The organism is Romboutsia lituseburensis (assembly GCF_024723825.1).
Lineage (GTDB): Bacteria > Bacillota > Clostridia > Peptostreptococcales > Peptostreptococcaceae > Romboutsia_F > Romboutsia_F lituseburensis_A.
This window is the reverse complement of sequence record NZ_JANQBQ010000001.1, coordinates 1,038,158-1,057,799: the sequence shown is the minus strand read 5'-3', so window position 1 is coordinate 1,057,799 and position 19,642 is coordinate 1,038,158. Positions and strand designations below refer to the sequence as shown.

General features: G+C 27.2%; 17 protein-coding genes. 15 read left to right on the top strand and 2 right to left on the bottom strand.

Going from position 1 to position 19,642, the window contains the following annotated elements; translation table 11 throughout:
- Positions 1-49: 49 nt before the first annotated feature.
- The 4 genes from NWE74_RS05235 (at position 50) to NWE74_RS05220 (ending at position 4,759) form a co-directional block, all read left to right on the top strand.
- The gene (locus NWE74_RS05235; RefSeq protein ID WP_258242179.1) at positions 50-760 is read left to right on the top strand and encodes a glycosyltransferase family A protein; all 711 of its coding nucleotides are present in this window, start codon (positions 50-52) and stop codon (positions 758-760) included.
- Positions 761-1,038: 278 nt separating this feature from the next.
- The gene (locus NWE74_RS05230) at positions 1,039-1,827 is read left to right on the top strand and encodes a 3D domain-containing protein (protein WP_258242178.1); all 789 of its coding nucleotides are present in this window, start codon (positions 1,039-1,041) and stop codon (positions 1,825-1,827) included.
- Positions 1,828-2,058: 231 nt separating this feature from the next.
- Positions 2,059-3,756 carry a phospho-sugar mutase gene (locus NWE74_RS05225; RefSeq protein WP_258242177.1) on the top strand — a complete coding sequence of 566 codons (1,698 nt, stop codon included), beginning with the start codon at positions 2,059-2,061 and terminating at the stop codon, positions 3,754-3,756.
- Positions 3,757-3,919: 163 nt separating this feature from the next.
- Complete coding sequence (locus NWE74_RS05220; RefSeq protein WP_258242176.1) at positions 3,920-4,759, top strand: YihY/virulence factor BrkB family protein; 840 nt, start codon at positions 3,920-3,922, stop codon at positions 4,757-4,759.
- Between the two features lie 129 nt (positions 4,760-4,888).
- Here NWE74_RS05220 and NWE74_RS05215 read toward each other — a convergent pair whose 3' ends face one another.
- Both NWE74_RS05215 and NWE74_RS05210 read right to left on the bottom strand, forming a co-directional pair.
- A complete protein-coding gene (locus tag NWE74_RS05215) occupies positions 4,889-5,812 on the bottom strand; it encodes a DUF5692 family protein (protein WP_258242175.1) in 924 nt (307 codons plus the stop codon).
- A gap of 169 nt (positions 5,813-5,981) precedes the next feature.
- Positions 5,982-6,623 carry a TetR/AcrR family transcriptional regulator gene (locus tag NWE74_RS05210; RefSeq protein ID WP_258242174.1) on the bottom strand — a complete coding sequence of 214 codons (642 nt, stop codon included), beginning with the start codon at positions 6,621-6,623 and terminating at the stop codon, positions 5,982-5,984.
- Positions 6,624-6,879: 256 nt separating this feature from the next.
- Here NWE74_RS05210 and hypB point away from each other — a divergent pair, with 256 nt between their 5' ends.
- The 11 genes from hypB (at position 6,880) to NWE74_RS05160 (ending at position 19,638) form a co-directional block, all read left to right on the top strand.
- Complete coding sequence (gene hypB, locus NWE74_RS05205; protein WP_258242173.1) at positions 6,880-7,548, top strand: hydrogenase nickel incorporation protein HypB; 669 nt, start codon at positions 6,880-6,882, stop codon at positions 7,546-7,548.
- Between the two features lie 37 nt (positions 7,549-7,585).
- A complete protein-coding gene (locus NWE74_RS05200; protein WP_258242172.1) occupies positions 7,586-10,270 on the top strand; it encodes an FAD-dependent oxidoreductase in 2,685 nt (894 codons plus the stop codon).
- 25 nt (positions 10,271-10,295) lie between these two features.
- Entirely contained in the window at positions 10,296-11,231 is a 936-nt protein-coding gene (locus NWE74_RS05195; protein ID WP_258242171.1) for a DUF5692 family protein, read from the top strand.
- Positions 11,232-11,258: 27 nt separating this feature from the next.
- Positions 11,259-11,600 carry a hydrogenase maturation nickel metallochaperone HypA gene (locus tag NWE74_RS05190; RefSeq protein WP_258242170.1) on the top strand — a complete coding sequence of 114 codons (342 nt, stop codon included), beginning with the start codon at positions 11,259-11,261 and terminating at the stop codon, positions 11,598-11,600.
- 326 nt (positions 11,601-11,926) lie between these two features.
- Positions 11,927-12,796: a methionyl aminopeptidase gene (locus NWE74_RS05185; protein ID WP_258242169.1), complete on the top strand. Its 870-nt coding sequence runs from the start codon at positions 11,927-11,929 to the stop codon at positions 12,794-12,796.
- 136 nt (positions 12,797-12,932) lie between these two features.
- Positions 12,933-14,267 carry a DUF4830 domain-containing protein gene (locus NWE74_RS05180; RefSeq protein WP_258242168.1) on the top strand — a complete coding sequence of 445 codons (1,335 nt, stop codon included), beginning with the start codon at positions 12,933-12,935 and terminating at the stop codon, positions 14,265-14,267.
- Positions 14,268-14,439: 172 nt separating this feature from the next.
- Positions 14,440-14,700 (top strand): hypothetical protein, encoded by a 261-nt coding sequence (locus tag NWE74_RS05175; protein ID WP_258242167.1) that lies wholly within the window; start codon positions 14,440-14,442, stop codon positions 14,698-14,700.
- Between the two features lie 262 nt (positions 14,701-14,962).
- Positions 14,963-15,085 (top strand): hypothetical protein, encoded by a 123-nt coding sequence (locus NWE74_RS19100; protein ID WP_309137273.1) that lies wholly within the window; start codon positions 14,963-14,965, stop codon positions 15,083-15,085.
- Positions 15,086-15,118: 33 nt separating this feature from the next.
- Positions 15,119-15,676: a LytTR family DNA-binding domain-containing protein gene (locus NWE74_RS05170; protein WP_309137304.1), complete on the top strand. Its 558-nt coding sequence runs from the start codon at positions 15,119-15,121 to the stop codon at positions 15,674-15,676.
- Complete coding sequence (locus tag NWE74_RS05165) at positions 15,676-16,860, top strand: GHKL domain-containing protein (protein WP_258242166.1); 1,185 nt, start codon at positions 15,676-15,678, stop codon at positions 16,858-16,860. Before NWE74_RS05170 ends, NWE74_RS05165 begins: the two co-directional genes overlap by 1 nt.
- 213 nt (positions 16,861-17,073) lie before the next feature.
- On the top strand, positions 17,074-19,638 hold the full coding sequence (locus NWE74_RS05160; protein ID WP_258242165.1) for an ABC transporter permease: 2,565 nt from the start codon (positions 17,074-17,076) through the stop codon (positions 19,636-19,638).
- Positions 19,639-19,642: the final 4 nt, after the last annotated feature.

Here is a 19,642-nt window from a genome sequence, read left to right as displayed (position 1 = left end):
TTAAAATTAGATTAATATATATAAGTTTAATTTATATGGAGATGATTATATGAATAAAAAAATAATAGTAAGTATAGTTTTTAATACATTAAATTTTGATCAAGTATTAAAGAATGATCAAATTATATCTCCTAGGCTTACTAAAGAATGGATAGATTATAGAATGGAGATATTTATGAAATATACATGTAAAAGTTTAATAAATCAGAGTAATCAATCTTTTACGGCAATAGTCCATTATGAGCAATCAACTGAAAATCTAGTTATGGATGCTTTGTCAAATTATGAGCCTTTACCAAATAATATAATATTTACATGTTTACCAGGTCATGATATTAATAATTTAATTTCAAATTATGAATACGTTTATATAACAAGAATAGATAGTGATGATGTCTACCATCCTAAATTTATTCAGCAGCTATTGGATTTTAAAGATAATTCTGTTGAATGTATAATAAATCAAAAGGGATATGTATATGATGTATCAAACAATAAATTAGGAATATGGGAAGCTCAATCTCCACCATTTTATACATTAGTTTACAATGTAGAAGATTACTATAGAGGAAAAAGATATAAATTACCCAATGGTCACCCAGATGCTATAAGATTAAAACATTATATATTGGATAAATATAACTTTATGGTCATAGTTCATGGAAAAAATACTTCAACAAAGTTTGAAAATAAATTTAATAAGAAAACAATAAATTGTGAAAATGAAAAAAATAAAATTTTGAAGGAATTTAATATATAGGTGTTAAAATAGCTACATTTTAAATAAATGTGGCTATTTTAATAGTTAATAAAATATATTAGCTAATAATATGGTTAATTTATTAGATATATTATAGATAAAATTATAGTACTTTTATACACGCTATAATGATATATAATATACAAACAAAAATATAAAAAAATAAAAGTTACAAAAAAGTTAATTAGAAGTTACAAAAAAGTTACATAAATTAGTAACAACCTTAATATATATACATATAAGCAACTTTAAGAAAACTTATAAAAAGGGGGACTATTATGAAAGAAAGGCGATCAATAATAGTTGGTGTAATAAGTGTATGTATATTAATGGTTATGTTAGTTGGATATTTCACTCTACAAAAAGATAAAATATGTTTAGTAGTTAAAGGAAAAGAAACAACAGTATCAACTTTCAAAAAAACTGTGAAAGACTTATTATATGAGAAAGAAATAGCTTATGATAAAGATGATGAGATAACGCCTAGCTTAGATACTAAGTTAAAAGATAAAATGAATATAAAAGTAGTTGAAGTAAAGAAAACAAAACAAACAGAATACAAAGATATACCGTTTGAAGTTAAGTTAGTAGATGATAAAGAGTTAAAAAAGGGGACAACCAAGGTTACACAAGAAGGTGAAAATGGTAAAAAAGAATTAGTATATGAGCTTACATATAAAGATGGTAAACTTGATGAAAAAAAATTAGCTAAAGAATCAGTGTCAAAAGAACCATTAGAACAAATAGTTAAAAAAGGTACAAAGGAACAATCAGTATCTGTGTCAAGGGGAGGATCAAATTCAAGACAAATGAGAGTTGTTGCAACAGCTTATGCAGGGGACGGAATAACATCAACAGGAACAGTTCCAAGATGGGGAACAATAGCAGTGGATCCTAGTGTAATACCATATGGTTCAAAAGTTTATATACCTCAATTTGGTATGACATTTAGAGCAGAAGACTGTGGAGGTGCAATCAAAGGAAATAGAATAGATATATTTATGGGAAGTGAAAGTCAAGCATATAGCTGGGGAAGAAAACCAATAGACATATATGTAAGCAGATAGAAAAAATTAAATACATATACTATCAAAAAAGAGAATAAAACAATATTCTCTTTTTTTTGCCATAAACATGTCGTAATATGCATATACGTTTTTATTGAACGAAATGTTTAATTATGTTATCTTTACATACATAGAAAAACAATATAAAATAAAGAATAATAAAGTTTTAGTAAAAAAATCGTTTTATACTATTCGTTATTAAAAACAGTGAGGATGAAAGGGAGATAATTTATGGAGTACATGAAAAAGTATGAAGAGTGGATAAATAAGCCTTATTTCGATGAAAAAACAAAACAAGAACTTGAAGCGTTAAAAGATGATAAAAAAGAAATAGAAGATAGATTTTATAAGGATTTAGAGTTTGGGACAGCTGGACTTAGAGGAGTTATAGCAGCTGGAACAAATAGAATAAATATATATACAGTAAGAAGAGCAACTTTTGGACTTGCAAACTACATAATAAAAAACACAACAGAAGAAGAAAAAAATAGAGGGGTAGTCATAGCACATGACAATAGACATATGTCTAGAGAGTTTTGTATGGAAGCTGCAAACACATTAGCAGCATGTGGCATAAAAGCATACATATTCGATAACTTAAGAACTACGCCAGAACTATCTTTTGCGGTTAGAAACTTAAATGCAATAGCTGGTATCGTAATAACAGCAAGTCACAATCCAACAGAATACAACGGATACAAAGTATACTGGAAAGATGGCGCACAAGTAATGCCTCATATAGCAAATGATATAACAGATGAAATAAATGAAATACATGATTACAGCACAATACCAACATTAACTGAAGAAAATAAACAATTAGTTATAATGTTAGACGAAAAACAAGATACAGAATTTATAGAAGCTGTTAAATCGCAAGTAATAAGAAAAGAATTAATAAAAGAAGTTGGAAAAGATTTTAAAATAGTGTTTACTCCACTTTGCGGAACTGGAAATGTTCCAATAAAAAGAGCATTAAAAGAAGTTGGATTTGAAAATGTAGCTGTGGTTAAGGAAGAAGAAATGCCAGATCCAAACTTTGCAGGTATAGACTATCCTAATCCAGAAGATAAAAAAGCTTTAACTAGAGGCATAGATCTTGCTAAAGAAGTAGGTGCTAATTTAGTTATAGCAACTGATCCAGACTGTGATAGAGTTGGAGTTGCAGTTAAAACTACAAGTGGAGAATATGCATTATTAACAGGAAACCAGATAGGTGGAATGTTAACTAACTATATAATAGAAGGACTTAAAGAGAATAATAAACTTAAAGATAGCTCTGCATTAATAAAAACTATAGTTACATCTGAATTTGGTGCAGATATAGCTAAAGCTAATAATGTAGAGGTACTAAATGTACTTACAGGATTTAAGTTTATCGGAGAAAAAATAAAATCATTTGAACAAAATAATGAAAAAACATATATGTTTGGATATGAAGAAAGTTATGGATACTTAGTAGGAACTCATGCAAGAGATAAAGATGGCGTTGTTGCTGCAGTTTTAATAGGTGAAATGGCAGCTTACTATTACTCTAAGGGACTTAGCTTATATGAAGGATTAATAGAATTATATAAAAAATATGGATTCTTTAAAGAAGAAACTATATCTTTAACACTAAAAGGAATAGAGGGTATAGCTAAAATAAAAGATATAATAGATTACTTTAGAGAAAATGGTATAGATAATGTAAATAAAGTAAAAGTTGTAGACACAAAAGATTATGCTAAAGGAATTGATGGTCTTCCTAAAGCTGAAGTATTAAAATATTTCTTAGAAGATGGATCATGGATAGCAGTAAGACCTTCAGGTACAGAACCAAAGCTAAAGTTTTATGTAGCAGTTAAAGGTGAAAATGAAAAAATGGCAAATGAAAAAATCACAGCAATAAAAACTTATATAAATAATACAATAGATAAGCTAATGTAGTTAATATAAAGGGTGCAATAAAATTTTGCACCCTTTTTAAATTCAAAAAATATATACAAATAGTATAGAAAAGGTATAATTAAAAATATGTTTAAATAAATATAATAGAAGTTATAAGTCCATATAATTAATAAAATGGAACAAAGGAGAGGAGGTAAAATCTATGAAAGCAGACAGGTACAGCATCATAAATTATTTTAAAGAATCTAATTATAGTGATATAAATTCAAAAGCAGCAGAAATGTCTTTTTACTTGTTATTATCCTTTTTTCCTTTTTTAATGTTTACTATAAGTAGTATAGTGTATATTCCTATACTTCATCTTAATAGATATATAGAAATTTTAAAAAATATGATGCCAGAAAGTGCGTTTGACCTAGCTTACTCTATAATTAACTCTGCAATTGCCAATAAAAGCTCAAGCTTTATAATAATGAGTTTTTTTCTAACGGTATGGACATCTTCTAGAGCTGTTAGAGCAATTATAAGAGGTGCAAATAAGTCTTATAATGTAAAAGAAACAAGATCTTATATAAAAGTATTTATAATAGCATTTTTATTTACAATAGGTCTTTTATTATTAATTTTTTCATCAATGATATTTTTAGTATATGGAGAGAAAATAGGCTATTTTATATTTGGATTTATAGGATTAGATAAAATATTTATGGATGTGTGGAATATTTGCAGATATACCATAGGTGTATCTACTATCGTTATCATATTAATAAGTTTATACAAATACACACCAAATAAAAAAATAAGTTTAAAGGAAGCAACACCTGGAGCAATAGTTGCAACACTAGGGTGGATAATTGTGTCATTTTCTTATTCTTACTATTCTAATTACTATGCAAACTATGAAATGATATATGGCAGTATAGGTGGAATAATTGTCTTAATGACATGGCTTTATCTAAGTAGCTGGGCTATATTAATAGGATGTGAAGTTAATGCTAGACTTTACTGTTATAAAAATAAGAAAAAAATAGTAAATATATAATAAAATTATGTGAACCGAGTATATAAAAGGAGTAGACTTTATCTACTCCTTTTAATTATATTAATTAATATAATTAAGTTCATATTTTAACTTAATATGTGTGAAATAGACAGAACCAAGCTTTATTTTTTATTCAGCAAATGCTTTTACTTCTTCATAGCACTTAAGATCTGTATAAAGCTCACCTTTATATGGATTGAGTTTTGTTTTTCTTATTTTGTAGATCATATAAACAAATAATGCTACATTAGCAAGAAGTGCAATTAAACTTAAAATAAATAATGCAGTTGGATTTTGTGTTGATTTAACAGCAAATTGTGATTCATCAATGAATGAAGGGCATGTCATTGCAAACATACACCAAAGAGCAAGTGTTTGTGCACGATGCTGTAACCAAGCACCTTTTTTAAGAGTAAAGGCAGTTACAGTTGGTGCGATTAGTAATGCAATGCCACAGTACCAAGCATGATCCCCTAAACAGTTATAAGTATATGCAAAGTTCCAAATATCATAAGCGATAATCCAGAACCAGCACATGTCTGGCCATAACATATCTTTGCTTTTATCTTTGCTAATACAAATTCCCGCCCAACCTGTGATTGTAATTATATTTAAGATACCTGCAATACCATTTAAGTAATTCCAAGAACCACTATACAACATTATTCCTTCAAATACTTCTTTTGTAAGGCCTAGGGATCCAATTTGAAAATCACGAGAAACAGCCTCAAGAATATTAATTGCAAGAATTAGTGGAGGAAAATATAAAACCCATCTATGACTAGTAGCGTCTTTTAAGTGGCGTATTAGCCAAAAACCTATACATCCTGCTAAAGCAGAATAAACTTTTGCGTAGTGAAACCAGTCATTTACACTAGTACCGTTAGTAGTATTAGGCCATACAAATAATGTAAGAATTATTGGTAATACTATAAATAGTGCAACCCAACCCCATTTATAACGGCGTCCAATTTCGTTTAATATAATTAATAAAATGAATACTAAAAATAGCATAAGCCAATTAGTAATTGGCTGTGATTCAAATAAAAACATAATGTTACCCCCCTCGATTATATATAAAGTGATAAATCAGGATTATTGTAGCACCTTTAGTTAGAAAACGAAACATACTAATGAGTATTTAGCATTTATTGAAAAGTATGAAATTTCACAAAATTTTTATATTTAGATAAATATTTTAAAATTAAAAAAAGTCGCATTGTTAGCGACTATTTCCATATGGTTTTTCAGTTTTAAAATTAGAAAGAACTAAGTTTAATTCAAATTCCATTGTAGATTTAAGATTATAACTTCCATCATTCAGACACCAGTCAAATATAGTACCTCTAGATATTCTCATAATTATTATAGTCAAATCTAGTGAAGAAATAGAGCTATCTAACTCACCACTTTTTATGGAATCTTCTACAATGGATTTAACTTCTAATGCAATATAACGGTCAGGTTTAGTAGAATACTTTCCATCTATTGAAAGTAAATTTTTATATATCTCACTTACAAATACCCAGCCAAGTTCCTCCATCATATTAGCACCCTCACCTAATAAAAATAATAATTTATCAAGATTTGAACAAAAGCTTTTTGTTTCAAGTCTATCCATTACTAGAATATCAACTTGCTCATAAGCTGTATTAATTATTTCTGCTTTTGATTTGAAATGATGATAAAAAGCTCCTGTTGAAATCTCTGCAGCTTGGCAGATGTCTTGAACTTTCACGCTATCAAAGCCATTTAACTTAAAAAGTCTAGTTGCTACTTGTGTAATTCTAAGTTTGGTTGCAATAGCTTGTTTTTGTCTCTTAGTTAATTTTTTCATGACAAATACCTTTCTATAGCACTGCAATGTCAATACAGTAAATTATATAATTATTTAGTATAGCATAAAAAAAGCAAATATATAATGATAAGTTATGAAAGAAAAGAAATGAAAACTAAAAGTATATATTTACAAAATATGTTAAAACTGTTACATTTTAATTACAGAATAAGATTCTGTGAAAATGATTCTGCATAAAATAATGTTATAAAATTAACAAATGAATGGTTTGAAATACATTAAATACTTTTGATAATACCAATAAATATTAAGGGGGCATTTTATGGAGAAATATAAAGTAATTGAAATAAAGGAAAGTGTTTTTGAAAATAATGATAAACAAGCAAATTTGCTTAGAGAAGATTTAAAAAAAGAGAAAACTTTTTTATTAAATTTAATGTCTTCTCCAGGATCAGGTAAGACTACAACCGTGTTAAGAACTATTGAGACATTAAAAGATGAAATGAAAATAGGGATTATGGAAGCAGATATAGACTCCGATGTTGATGCTAATACTGTTTCAAAAACAGGAGCAAAAGTAATACAGTTACATACAGGTGGGATGTGCCATTTAGATGCAGATATGACCAAGCAAGGTTTAGTAGAACTTGGAACAGAGGATTTAGACTTTGTAATATTAGAAAATGTGGGGAATTTAGTATGTCCAGCAGAATTTGATACTGGTTCTTCAAAAAACACTATGATACTTAGTATACCTGAGGGTCATGATAAACCTCTTAAATATCCATTAATGTTTTCCATAGTGGATGTAGTTTTAATAAATAAAATTGATGCTATAGAGTATTTTGACTTTGATTTAGACTTAGTTAAAGAATATATTAAAAAACTAAATCCAAATATAAAAGTTATAGCGATATCAGCGAAAACTGGTGAAGGTATGGATGAATGGGCCGATTGGATAAGAAAAGAAATAAGAGTATGGAATCAGTAATATAATATAAAAATTAAAATTTTTAGGGGAGATTACTATGGCAATTAAAGAAAAGGTTCTTCAATTTGCAAATCAAGTTAGTGGAAAGAAACTAGGTTCTAGGGGATACTTTAATGAAAATGATGCACGATATAAAATTTTAGAGCCAGTTGTAACTGATGAAATGGCAGAGGTTTTACTTTGTATGAAGATTAGACAAAAAATAACGGCTGAAAAAGTGGCACCTTTATGCAAAAAAAGTGTTGATAGGTGCACAGAGTTATTATTAGCATTATCAAAAATAGGGGTAGTTTTTGTTAATGAAATAGATGGTGTAGATACTTTCTGGTATGAAACTTGGGTACCAGGAATTATGGAAATGATGGTTAATAACAAGGAGCAGGCTAAAAAATATCCACAAATTCCTAAAGCATTTCATGATTATGGTGTGGAAAATGGACCTAGATCTACAGGTAGTTTTCCCCCAGGCGTGGGACTTATGCGTGTTATTCCAATAGAAATAGCTATAGATGGAGAAACGAGAAGAGCCTCGTATGAGGAAATATCAAAATATTTATACGATAGTGATAAATTCTCTGTATCAGACTGTTCATGTCGTACAGCAAGAGAAAGCATGGGAGAAGGATGCGGTCATTTAAAAGAGGATATGTGTATTCAGCTAGGTCATGCAGCTGAGTATTACATAAGAACAGGAAGAGGTAGAGAGATAACTAGAGAAGAGGCTTTTGAAATAATAAAAAAAGCTGAAGAAAATGGTTTAATGCACCAAATACCAAACTTAGATGGTTCAGGAAAAACTCACGCCATATGCAATTGCTGTGGATGTTCTTGTTTAGCGCTGAAGGGTGCAAATATGTTTGCAAATACGGATATGGTACGTTCTAATTATGTATCTAAAGTAGATAAAGATAAGTGTGTTGCTTGTGGGGAGTGTGTAGTAAACTGCCCAACTAATGCTTTGAAACTAGGTCAAAAATTATGTTCTAGCAAACCTATCGTAGATAAAATAGAAAGAAAAGAGACTCCAAGAAATACTAATTGGGGACCAGATAGATGGAATGAAGATTATAGAATTAATAGAGAGGATGTAGTAGAAAGTGGAACAAGTCCATGTAAAACTGCATGCCCTGCCAATATAGCTGTTCAAGGATATATTAAGCTTGCTTCACAAGGAAGATACAAAGAAGCTTTAGAACTTATAAAACAAGAAAATCCATTTCCAGCTATATGTGGTCGTATCTGTCCTAGAAAGTGTGAATCATCATGTACAAGAGGAAATATAGATTCACCGATTGCTATAGATGAAATCAAAAAGTTTATAGCTGAGCAAGATTTAAAAGAAGAGCATAGTTTCATTCCTAAAAAAAGACATAGTTATGGCAAGAAGATTGCCATAATAGGTGGCGGACCTGCTGGACTTTCATGTGCTTACTATTTATCAATAGACGGATACAAGGTAACTGTGTTTGAAAAACAAAAAGCACTTGGTGGTATGCTAACTCTAGGGATTCCTTCTTTCAGATTGGAAAAAGAAGTAATTAATGCTGAAATAGAAATACTAAGACAAATGGGAGTAGAGTTTAAAACAGGTATAGAGGTAGGTAAGGATATTACATTAGATGAATTAAGAAAAGATGGGAATGACGCTTTCTATTTAGCAATTGGGGCACAAGCTGGTAGAAAATTAAATATAAAAGGTGAAGATGCAAAAGGTGTTATACCAGGGGTAGAATTTGTACGTGATGTTAACTTAGGAGAAGATGTAAAACTAAATGGAAAAGTAGTTGTTATTGGTGGAGGAAATGTTGCTATAGATGTTGCAAGAAATGCAACAAGAGTAGGTGCAGATAGTGTAGATATGTTCTGTTTAGAAAATCGTGAACAAATGCCTGCTCTAGAAGAAGAAATAGAAGAAGCTTTAGAAGAGAATATAGTAATAAATAACTCTTGGGGCCCTAATAGAATAATTGTAGAAGATGAGAAAGTAGTAGGAGTTGAATTTAAAAAATGTATTTCTGTATTTGATGAAAATGGAAAATTCTCTCCAGTATTTGATGAAAATAATTTAAAAGTAGTAGATGCTGATTACGTTTTAATTTCAGTAGGTCAAAGTATTGATTGGGGCGATTTACTTAAAGGAAGCAAAGTAGAGTTAAATCCTAATAATACAATAAAAGCTGATGGATTTACTTATCAAACAAATGAACCTGATATATTTGCTGGAGGAGATTCATATACTGGTCCTAGATTTGCAATAGATGCAATAGCAGCAGGTAAACAAGGAGCTATATCAATTCATCGTTTTGTTCAGCCAGGGCAAAGTTTAGTAAATGGACGTGATAGAAGAGACTATCATGAATTTGATAAGAAAAGCTTGCAATTAGAAGGATATGACAAAATGCCAAGACAAAGACCAAATCATAAATCTGATGTAAATGTAAAAGAATCTTTCAAAGATATGCGTCTTATTTTTACAGAAGAACAAATGAAAAAAGAAACAGAAAGATGTTTAGGTTGTGGAGCTACTGTTGTAGATGAATATATGTGTGTAGGTTGTGGCCAATGTACTACAAAATGCAAGTTTGACGCTATATCATTAGTAAGAAAATATGATGCAGAAGGTGTAGCTTATGAAGATTTAAAACCAGCAGTAGTTAAAAATGTTATAAGACGAAAAGGTAGAATAATAACAAAAAAAGTTAAGGATGTATTTGTAAAATAAAATTAAAATAGATAAGAGGTGCATTATGGGGATTTTATATGAAAAAATTACCTTTGAAGGATGGGGAATTTTCCTGTTTGTATTACTTGCATTGATGGCATTCAATGAACTTGGAAGATCAACAAAATGGACGGGTATACTATTATTTTTAATAGTACCTACATTTTTAACTATTTATGTATGGCCAACTACAGCAGCACCAGGTAATGAATATGGGACGGGAACTTGGTTTAATTGGGTAAAAACTTATTCAGCACTGGCTGGGTGTATTTGGTTTATGGCTCTTAGATACATTCCATCCCTACAAAAGAAAAAATGGGCATTGGCTCTTCCAGCAATGATTTTAGCATTAAATATATTTGAAGCTTCTATTAGAGACTTTCAAATTTTCACTTATGGATTAATTGATGGTGGAGTTGTAGATAATCTTTGGACAATATCTGGGCCTTGGAATATTATGAATGGGATAGCAGGTCTATTAAATATAATCACAATTTGTGGTTGCTATGGAATATTTATATCGAGAGATAAAACAAAAGATATGATATGGCCAGATATGATATGGACATGGATTATAGCCTATGATGTATGGAACTTTGCTTATACTTATAACTGTATATCAGATCATTCAATTTATTGTGGTGCAGCTTTATTACTTTCATGTACTATACCAACTTTCTTTATAAAAAGAGGAGCTTGGTTACAACACCGTGCTCAAACATTAGCCCTTTGGATTATGTTTGTCATGACTGTTCCTCAATTTGCTGATAGGATAGCACCAGTTCCTACAACACACAATAAGACTGCGTTCTTTGTGGTAAGTTTAATATCTTTAACGGTGAATGCAGCTTTAGCAATTTATCAATTTAATAAGGTAAGAAAAAATAAACTTAATCCAATAAAGGATGAAATTTATACAGATACTAATGCTTATAGAAATGTCCTTGCTGAAAATAAGTAGAGGTAAAGACAGGAGTAGGTGAAAATAATGCACGAGCTAGGGGTAGTTATAGAAGTTGTAAAAACAGTGGAAAAAGTAGCGCTAGAAAATAATTTAACGAAAATAGATAGCGTAGTATTACAGATAGGAGAATTATCTTCTATGATACCTAAATATATAGAAAGCTGCTTTCCAGTAGCAGTAGATAATACAAGTTTGCAAGATATGAAGTTAAAAATAGAAGTTATACCTGCAAATGGCATTTGCAAAAGTTGCAATAAAGTATTTAATGTAAAAGAAAATAATGGACAATGCATTAATTGTAGCAGTAAAAGCTGGGATTTACTCAGTGGAAAAGAATTTATGATTAAGGAAATAGTAGCCTATTAAATAGAATGTAGTTATTAAGTGTAAAAGCTTAGTAACTACATTTTTTAATCTGAAGATATAAAGTCAATATTATTTTTATATAAATCCATATAGCAAAAGATATAGTTTTTAAAAATACTAATAATTATTTGTGAATAAATGGTATACTAAATGTGGATGAATATAAAATTGTTTTTATAGAAAGGGAGCTTATATTAAATAAGAGATTTTTGTTTTTAAATATAGATAAGTTAAAAAAGATTTTAAAAAATAATAATTATATGTAGTTAAATAGAATTTTAAATCTATATTTAATATAGTTAGGCAAGATATAAGGAGGTAAGTTGATGAAATTAAACAGAAATGATGAATGTTGGTGTAAAAGTAAAGTTAAATATAAAAAATGCCACATGCAATTTGATGAAAAATTAAACAAACTAAAACAAATGGGACATGAAGTTCCATCACATGAAATTATAAAAACTAAAGAACAAATAGAAAAAATAAAAGAAAGTGCAAAAATAAATGATGCTGTACTAGATGAAGTATCAAAGCAAATAAAAGAGGGGATGACTACTGAGGATATAAATAAAATCGTACATGATTTTACAATATCTAAAGGAGCAGTACCAGCACCACTTAATTATGGAGGATTCCCGAAAAGTGTATGTACTTCAATAAATGATGAAATATGCCATGGAATACCTAGTAAAAATACAGTCTTGAAAGATGGAGATATAATAAATGTAGATGTTTCAACGATATACAATGGTTATTATTCTGATGCATCAAGAATGTTTATGATAGGAAATGTTAGTGAAGAAGCTAAGAGATTAGTAGAAGTAACTAAAGAGTGTTTATATAAAGGAATAGAAGCTATTAAGCCATGGGGAAAATTAGGAGATATTGGTTATGCAGTGCAACAACATGCACAGAAAAACGGATATTCAGTAGTTGAAGAATTTGGAGGACATGGAATAGGGCTACAGTTCCATGAAGATCCTTTTGTTTATCATTATGGTAGTGCTAATGAAGGGATGGTTTTAGTTCCAGGTATGATATTTACTATAGAGCCTATGATTAACCAAGGAACATGTGATTTATATATTGATGCAGAAAATGAATGGACTTCGTATACTGAAGATGGAAAATTATCTGCTCAATGGGAGCATATGGTTTTAGTCACTGAAGATGGAGTTGAAATTTTAGCTAAGTAATCTTAAAAATAAATATTAGATAAAATAATAAAAAGTTATGTTACTAAGTATTTATGCATCCTTAGTAATATAGCTTTTTATATAAGAAAAATAAGTATATATGAACTATAGCAGTATTAAGGGGCGTATAGAAAATATGAAAAATTTAAAAAATAAAAAAAATGCGACAATAGTTATTATTTGTTTTGTAGTTTTAACAATAGCGGGAATTTATTTAACCAATCCAAAATTATTTAAATCAGATAAAGACAAATCTTTAAATTCCATAGAAAATAAAGTTTATCCAAATCAAAGCAATGACTACAAAGATTTAATAGAAAAACTTAAAAGTACTAATAAAATAGGCATTTATCATGATTATCATGCTGAAAGTGTAGATAAAATAAAGCCTATTTATATTAAAGATAAATATATTATAAATGACTATTTAAATTTAATGAGTAAAAATGTGAAAAAAAGTAGCGAAGAAATGAGCGGAGGTAGTGTTAAAAATCAAAAGCTTGTATTTTATACAGACAACGAAACTATAGAAGTAAATTATAGCTATGATGATTTAGATAACTTTGGTTTTATAACTTATAAAGGAGAGGACATATATTTAGATTATGATTTCTTTAGACTTATATCAAATACACAAGGATATTCTCCTAAAGAATCAAGTATAGATGAAGATGCTAAAAAATTATTAAAAAGATACAATTGGAGACCTAGTTTTTTAATAGCTAATCATAAAATAAAAATATCAGACGACTTAAATTATGCACCTGAAAAAGGAATTGATGAAGTATATTGGGCTTATAACTTACAATTTTCAAAGTCTATAGGATTAGATTTTTCTAATTTATTAGGAGAAGAAGTAAATGCAGAGGTATATTATTTATTAGAGCCACTTCCTGATGCATGTACTCCTACTGTTGATGCAAAGGCAGTTGTACTTAAACATAATAAAAAAATAGTAGGAGCATATATTGATTCTGGAATTTTAAATAGAGCAATATGTAGTTTAGATAGAAAGTCATTTAAAGAAATTACAGGTTTAACTATAGAGGATTATTTAATACAAAACCATATAGACAAAAATAGTAAGTTAAATAAGGAAGTAGAAAATTTAAGTACTGAAGAATTGATAAAGTCTTATTATAAATCTCAAAGTGATAATGATGTTAATAAATATTTATCAACTCTAGACATGGGAGCAATAATTTCTTTATTAGATCCTGATGAATTTGATATACAAGCTGAGTTATTTAATACATTGGATAAGAATAATACGATATTTAAGCATGCTAATGAAACAGAGGTTTTAAAAGTTAAGGAGAATGGGGAATCTAGCGGCATGAAAGATGTTAATATAAAGCTAAATATTTTAAAATGTAACCAAATAACTATTGATAAAGGTATATATGACATGGTAGTTAACATGAGAAAAAATGAGAATGGAGTATACAAAATCAATTCAGTAGGATTTTAATATATTTACTAAATAACTAAAGTTCAATAATAAAGGAGCATGTACTAAAACTATTAAAGAAAATAAGATGATAGTTAGTTTGGGAGATTAATTTTTAAATATATTATAACTATTATAAAGCTAAATGAGGTAAAATAGATATTATATAAGACATAAATTTTAAGGAGCGCATATGATAAAAAGAGAATTTGAAATAAATGATATAGCATATCTTGCTAAAGATAGAAGAATAAAGGTACATGTAGATGGAAGTGATACTTACACTAAAAATATATCTTTAAAGGCAGGAGATGCAGTTAAAATATTAGACTTTTATGAAATAGACAAGTATGGATATTCATATGAGGCTGAATTCAAAAAAGATGGAACTTCGTATATTATAAAAAAACATTTAAGCCAATCAGATTTAACACCTAAAAATAATAATATATAGTTTAATTAAAAATGCAAAGTGCTAATCTTATTCTGAGAGGTGCTTTGCATTTTTTATTTTTAATGTAATTTTAATTGTAATAAGCTTAATTATAACTATTATTTAGGATTTTATAATATTTTGATATCCATAATTATTTTAAGGAATATCAAATAAATTGTCTAAGTAGATTAACTTGAGGCAAGGAACATTATTCAATTAAATATACAAAATATGGTATAATATGGATAAAAATGTAACAATAAATTAAACGGAGATTAATATGTTAAAAATAGTAATATGCGAAGATGAGATAGAACAACAAGAAATATTAAAAGCTTATTTAGAAAAAATATTAAATCAAATAAGCACTAATTATGAAATATTATTTTTTTATTCAGGGTAAGAGCTTTTTAAAAATTATCCAGAAAATGTAGATATATTTTTATTAGATATACAAATGGATGGGTTAAATGGAATGGAAGTAGCCAAAAAAATTAGGAAGATAGATAAAAAAGAAGTAGAAATTATATTTACAACATCACTAATAGAATATATTCAAGAGGGTTACGAAGTAAGGGCATATAGATACCTTTTAAAACCTATAAAGTTAGAAAATCTTAAAAAGCATATTATTTCATGTGTAGAAGAAGTTAATAGAAATAAGAGCAGTTATATAGTTGTAAATGAAAAAAACGATGCTTATAAACTTAAAATTTCTGATATTACCTATATAGAAATTCAAAAAAGAGAAATGACAATACACACTATAAATAAAGATTATATTATAAATTCTAGTATGTCAAAAATGGAAAATGAGCTTAGTAGATATAATTTTTATAGATGTCACAAGAGCTTTATGGTTAATATAGAGTTTATTAAAAATATAAAACAATATGTAGCGATTTTAGAAAATAAAGAAGAAGTGCCTATAAGTCGATATAAATTCAAAGATACTAAAGCTAGATTTTTAAGTCATCTTGGGAGTGTTTTATAATGAATGAGCGTTTAGTCCTAGATATAATTTATAGAATAAATTCTATTATTTATGTAGTTATATTCTACTTAATAATAAATAAAATATATGATAGAAGAAAAGTCACTAAAAATTTAGATTATATAGTGATATTTATTATAACTATACTTACAATTATAATTCCAAAGTTTTGGTATAGGTGTGAATACATTATTTATAACGGAGTGTTACTTACCCTATTAAGTAAAAAAGTATTTAAAATTTTACTAAAAGATGCTTTTATTTGGGGAATGTGTTTTATATTTGGATATGGGATACTAAGAGATACAATAGATTATTTGTGTTTGTTAATGTTAAATATTATAAGAGATGCACCTCCTATAGCCTATGTACTTTATACATCTATACCTTTAACTATTATATTAATTTTAGTACTTAAATATTTTGATAAAATTGTAAAATCCAATTTAAATATTAAGTACTATATTTATATTGGATTTACAGTAGTTACAAATATAGTATGTATATTATGCTTAATAAAATCAAATAGACATATAGAAGATATATATGATTTTATAATAACAAATAACATAAATACTTATATAGACAATAATAATTTTATAACAGTTAACTTTATACCTTTTATAGAATTTACAAAACATTCAGTTATAATAGCTATAATATTTTGTAATATATTTTTGATTTTTATAATAAATAATATAATTAAAAAGATGAAAGATGAGTCTGAAATGAAATCTTTAAATGATAAATTAGACATGCAGTATAATCACTACTTAAGTATCCAAGAATCTCAAATGAAAGTAAGGAAATTATATCATGATATAAACAATCACATGGCATGTATTAAAGAGCTTCAAAATGAAGATGTAAATGAATATATAGATAGCATTAATGAGGAATTAAAAGAGTATAAAAATACTTTCACTACTAACAATATGATACTGGATATAATTTTAAATGAAAAAAACTCTGTGTGTAAAAAAAACAATATAGAACTAACTTGTGATATAAATTTTTCAAAATATAGTTTTATAGAAATGATAGATATATCATCTATTTTCTCTAATATTATAGATAATGCTATAGAAGCATGTAAAAAAGTTGAAGATAATAGATACATAAGTATTAGAGGAACAGTAGTTAAATCTTATTATGTTATAAAGTGTAAAATCTTCTTTAGATAAATACAATGGAGATTTAGAAATTATAAGTGATAAAAATAAATTTATAATAAATATTTATATTCCAATAGATTAAAAATATAGAAAAATTATGCTAGTTGGAACAAAAAAAATACCACTTGTGTCGGTTATATTGATTCAAAAAAATGAGAGTGATATCTTTTAAATACAAGAGAGCGCTCTCATTTTTTTGCACAAGGAGGAATTAAAAAGGTTATGTTTGAGTTTAAATTAGCATTAAAATATTTAATGAAAAATAAAAAACAATCTATTTCAATAATAGCTTGTATAGTTGTTGCAATAGCTCTAATTTTAGGAGTTGATATTGGTTCAAATAGTATACAGCTAAATCAAATAGACATGGCTAGAGAGATAGCGGGGTATTACGATGGAACATTAAGAACTAATAGTAAAGAAAATATTGAAAAACTCAAAAAAATAGATGGAGTATATAACGTAAATCCAGTTGAAGACTTGGGGCAGATTATTCCAAAAGATGGGTTAACATCTAAGCTTTATACATACAATGAAAGTTACTTAAAAGCATTTAACTATAAACTTGTATCGGGAAGGCTTCCAAAGAACAACGGCGAAATAGTTGTAGATAAAACAATATTTGAGAAATATAGTGAAAAAAATATATTAAATAAAAGTATTGATTCTATAAATAAAATAGAATACAAAATAAAAGGGGAAGACAAAATTTATAGCAAAAAAAATAAATACAAAGTAGTTGGAGTTATAGCAAAAGAAGAAAAATACTATACAACTGGAAATGACGAATCAATTGGAGGAGCAGACCTTTTTACATTTGTTAAAACTGATGAAGGTTCTATACCTAAGGATTTAGTAAAATATCATATAGTATTTAATTTAAAAGGTGTTAATCCAGAGAATTTAGATGCAAAATTTTCAAAGCTAAGACAAGAGTATAATCCAAAACTAGATAGTAGTGTAGATATTAGACAAGATACTAGAAGTGGTATATCTAGCAATGAATACCTAGATGCAACTCTTAGACTATTCAAAGACCAGCAGGATAACAATGAAGTACAAGCAAAAATATTTATTATAGTTATAGCAGTATTTACAATAGTTAATTTCTTTAATATAATTCTTACAAAACTTACAACACAAATAGGTAGTTTAAGAGTTATTGGAATGTCTAATAAAAAAGTAATTAAATTTTATTTAATTAAAATATCAATATTATTTACACTAGGTTCAGTTATAGGGTTTATAAGTTCTGTTATATTTGCAAGATATGCTATGTGCACAATTATAACCTTAAATATGTTTGATATAAATGATTTTAGTAAAGTTAAATTAAATATTCCGTACTTTATTGTATTTAAAGCTTTAATTATAGTTTTATTTATACTATTAATTACGGTACTTATTCCTGTTTTAAAATCACTAAGAAAATATCCAATAGATATTATAAATGCTACAGATAAAATAAAATACAAAACAAAATATAATAGTAAAATTACTAGAACGTTTTTAAAAAATAATTTACTTAGAAAAAAAATAAAAACGTTAATATCTGTAATAGTAATAGCTTTTAGTGGAATTATGGTTATACAAAGAATTTCTACTAACTTAGATTATATTAATGATCAAGTAGACAAACAATCATTTTACTCACCTCATAAATACAACTATATAATAAGACCATATTTTAATACTGACGAAAGTATAAAAAAGGTAAGTGATAAAGATATTTCAAATATTAAAAGTATAGATGGAGTAACAGATCTAAGAGTAGATAGTTATGCTAGACAAATTTTAATAGCAAATAATAATAGAGTAAGTAAAATTTATATGGATGAGTTTGGAGATAAAGATAGTAGTTTAAATACACTAGATGTTCACTCGGTAATTGAGGGGATGAAAGATATAAATAAATTGAGTGAATTTGTAAAAGTAGGAGATATTAAAAGTTTAAATAATTCAAATAAGGACTATATAAATATTGCTATATCTAACAATTTTTATTATATTAAGGATTCATTTTATAAGCCTGTTATAAAGGATTTAAAGTTAGGTGATATACTTAGTTTTAAAGTAATAACTATTGATGATGATGGTAATTATTATCATAAAAATTATAAATGCAGAGTTAGTGCTATTTTAGGATATAACTACAATATGAATTATGAAACAGATTATATTGGACCTAGAGTAGTTATGAATTTTGATAATTTCAGTAAAATAACTAATGGATTTTATGATCAAAAAGTATTTTTTAACGCTAAAAAAGAAAGTTATAAAAGTGTAGATAAACTTTTAGACAATATAAAAGAAAATAATAAATATTTACATGTTTATAATGGACAAGAACATAAGAAGGAATTTAAAATTGACTATACTATGATAATATCTTTATTGGTGTTTATTTCAGCATTATTTAACATGTATATTACTATTAGTTTAAATATAAATAATAATATAAAAGAGTTCTCTATATTAAGAGCAATAGGGTTAAATAAAAAGTCTCTTAAAAAATTAGTAGTTTTGGAGTCGATAACATATGCATTACTAGGAAGTTTATCTGCTATTATTGTTACTGCAATAAAGGATTTTAAATATATTAAATACATTAAAGAAACATTTATAGATCACTTTGGGATGGATATAAAGATAAAATCAATATACTTACCTCCAAAAGAAGTGATTATATTTACAGTAATAATAGTTTTATTTGCTTTTTTAGTAGGATCCATAAAAGCAAAATCAATAGACAAGGTAAATATAATTGATGGAATAAATGAAAATTAGTAGA

Bases quoted from the DNA above. Each gene is read 5' to 3' on its own strand.
- NWE74_RS05235 (WP_258242179.1), top strand. From the start codon at position 50: ATGAATAAAAAAATAATAGTAAGTATAGTTTTTAATACATTAAATTTT.
- NWE74_RS05230 (WP_258242178.1), top strand. From the start codon at position 1,039: ATGAAAGAAAGGCGATCAATAATAGTTGGTGTAATAAGTGTATGTATA.
- NWE74_RS05225 (WP_258242177.1), top strand. From the start codon at position 2,059: ATGGAGTACATGAAAAAGTATGAAGAGTGGATAAATAAGCCTTATTTC.
- NWE74_RS05220 (WP_258242176.1), top strand. From the start codon at position 3,920: ATGAAAGCAGACAGGTACAGCATCATAAATTATTTTAAAGAATCTAAT.
- NWE74_RS05215 (WP_258242175.1), bottom strand. From the start codon at position 5,812: ATGTTTTTATTTGAATCACAGCCAATTACTAATTGGCTTATGCTATTT.
- hypB (WP_258242173.1), top strand. From the start codon at position 6,880: ATGGAGAAATATAAAGTAATTGAAATAAAGGAAAGTGTTTTTGAAAAT.
- NWE74_RS05200 (WP_258242172.1), top strand. From the start codon at position 7,586: ATGGCAATTAAAGAAAAGGTTCTTCAATTTGCAAATCAAGTTAGTGGA.
- NWE74_RS05195 (WP_258242171.1), top strand. From the start codon at position 10,296: ATGGGGATTTTATATGAAAAAATTACCTTTGAAGGATGGGGAATTTTC.
- NWE74_RS05190 (WP_258242170.1), top strand. From the start codon at position 11,259: ATGCACGAGCTAGGGGTAGTTATAGAAGTTGTAAAAACAGTGGAAAAA.
- NWE74_RS05185 (WP_258242169.1), top strand. From the start codon at position 11,927: ATGAAATTAAACAGAAATGATGAATGTTGGTGTAAAAGTAAAGTTAAA.
- NWE74_RS05180 (WP_258242168.1), top strand. From the start codon at position 12,933: ATGAAAAATTTAAAAAATAAAAAAAATGCGACAATAGTTATTATTTGT.
- NWE74_RS05175 (WP_258242167.1), top strand. From the start codon at position 14,440: ATGATAAAAAGAGAATTTGAAATAAATGATATAGCATATCTTGCTAAA.
- NWE74_RS19100 (WP_309137273.1), top strand. From the start codon at position 14,963: ATGTTAAAAATAGTAATATGCGAAGATGAGATAGAACAACAAGAAATA.
- NWE74_RS05165 (WP_258242166.1), top strand. From the start codon at position 15,676: ATGAATGAGCGTTTAGTCCTAGATATAATTTATAGAATAAATTCTATT.
- NWE74_RS05160 (WP_258242165.1), top strand. From the start codon at position 17,074: ATGTTTGAGTTTAAATTAGCATTAAAATATTTAATGAAAAATAAAAAA.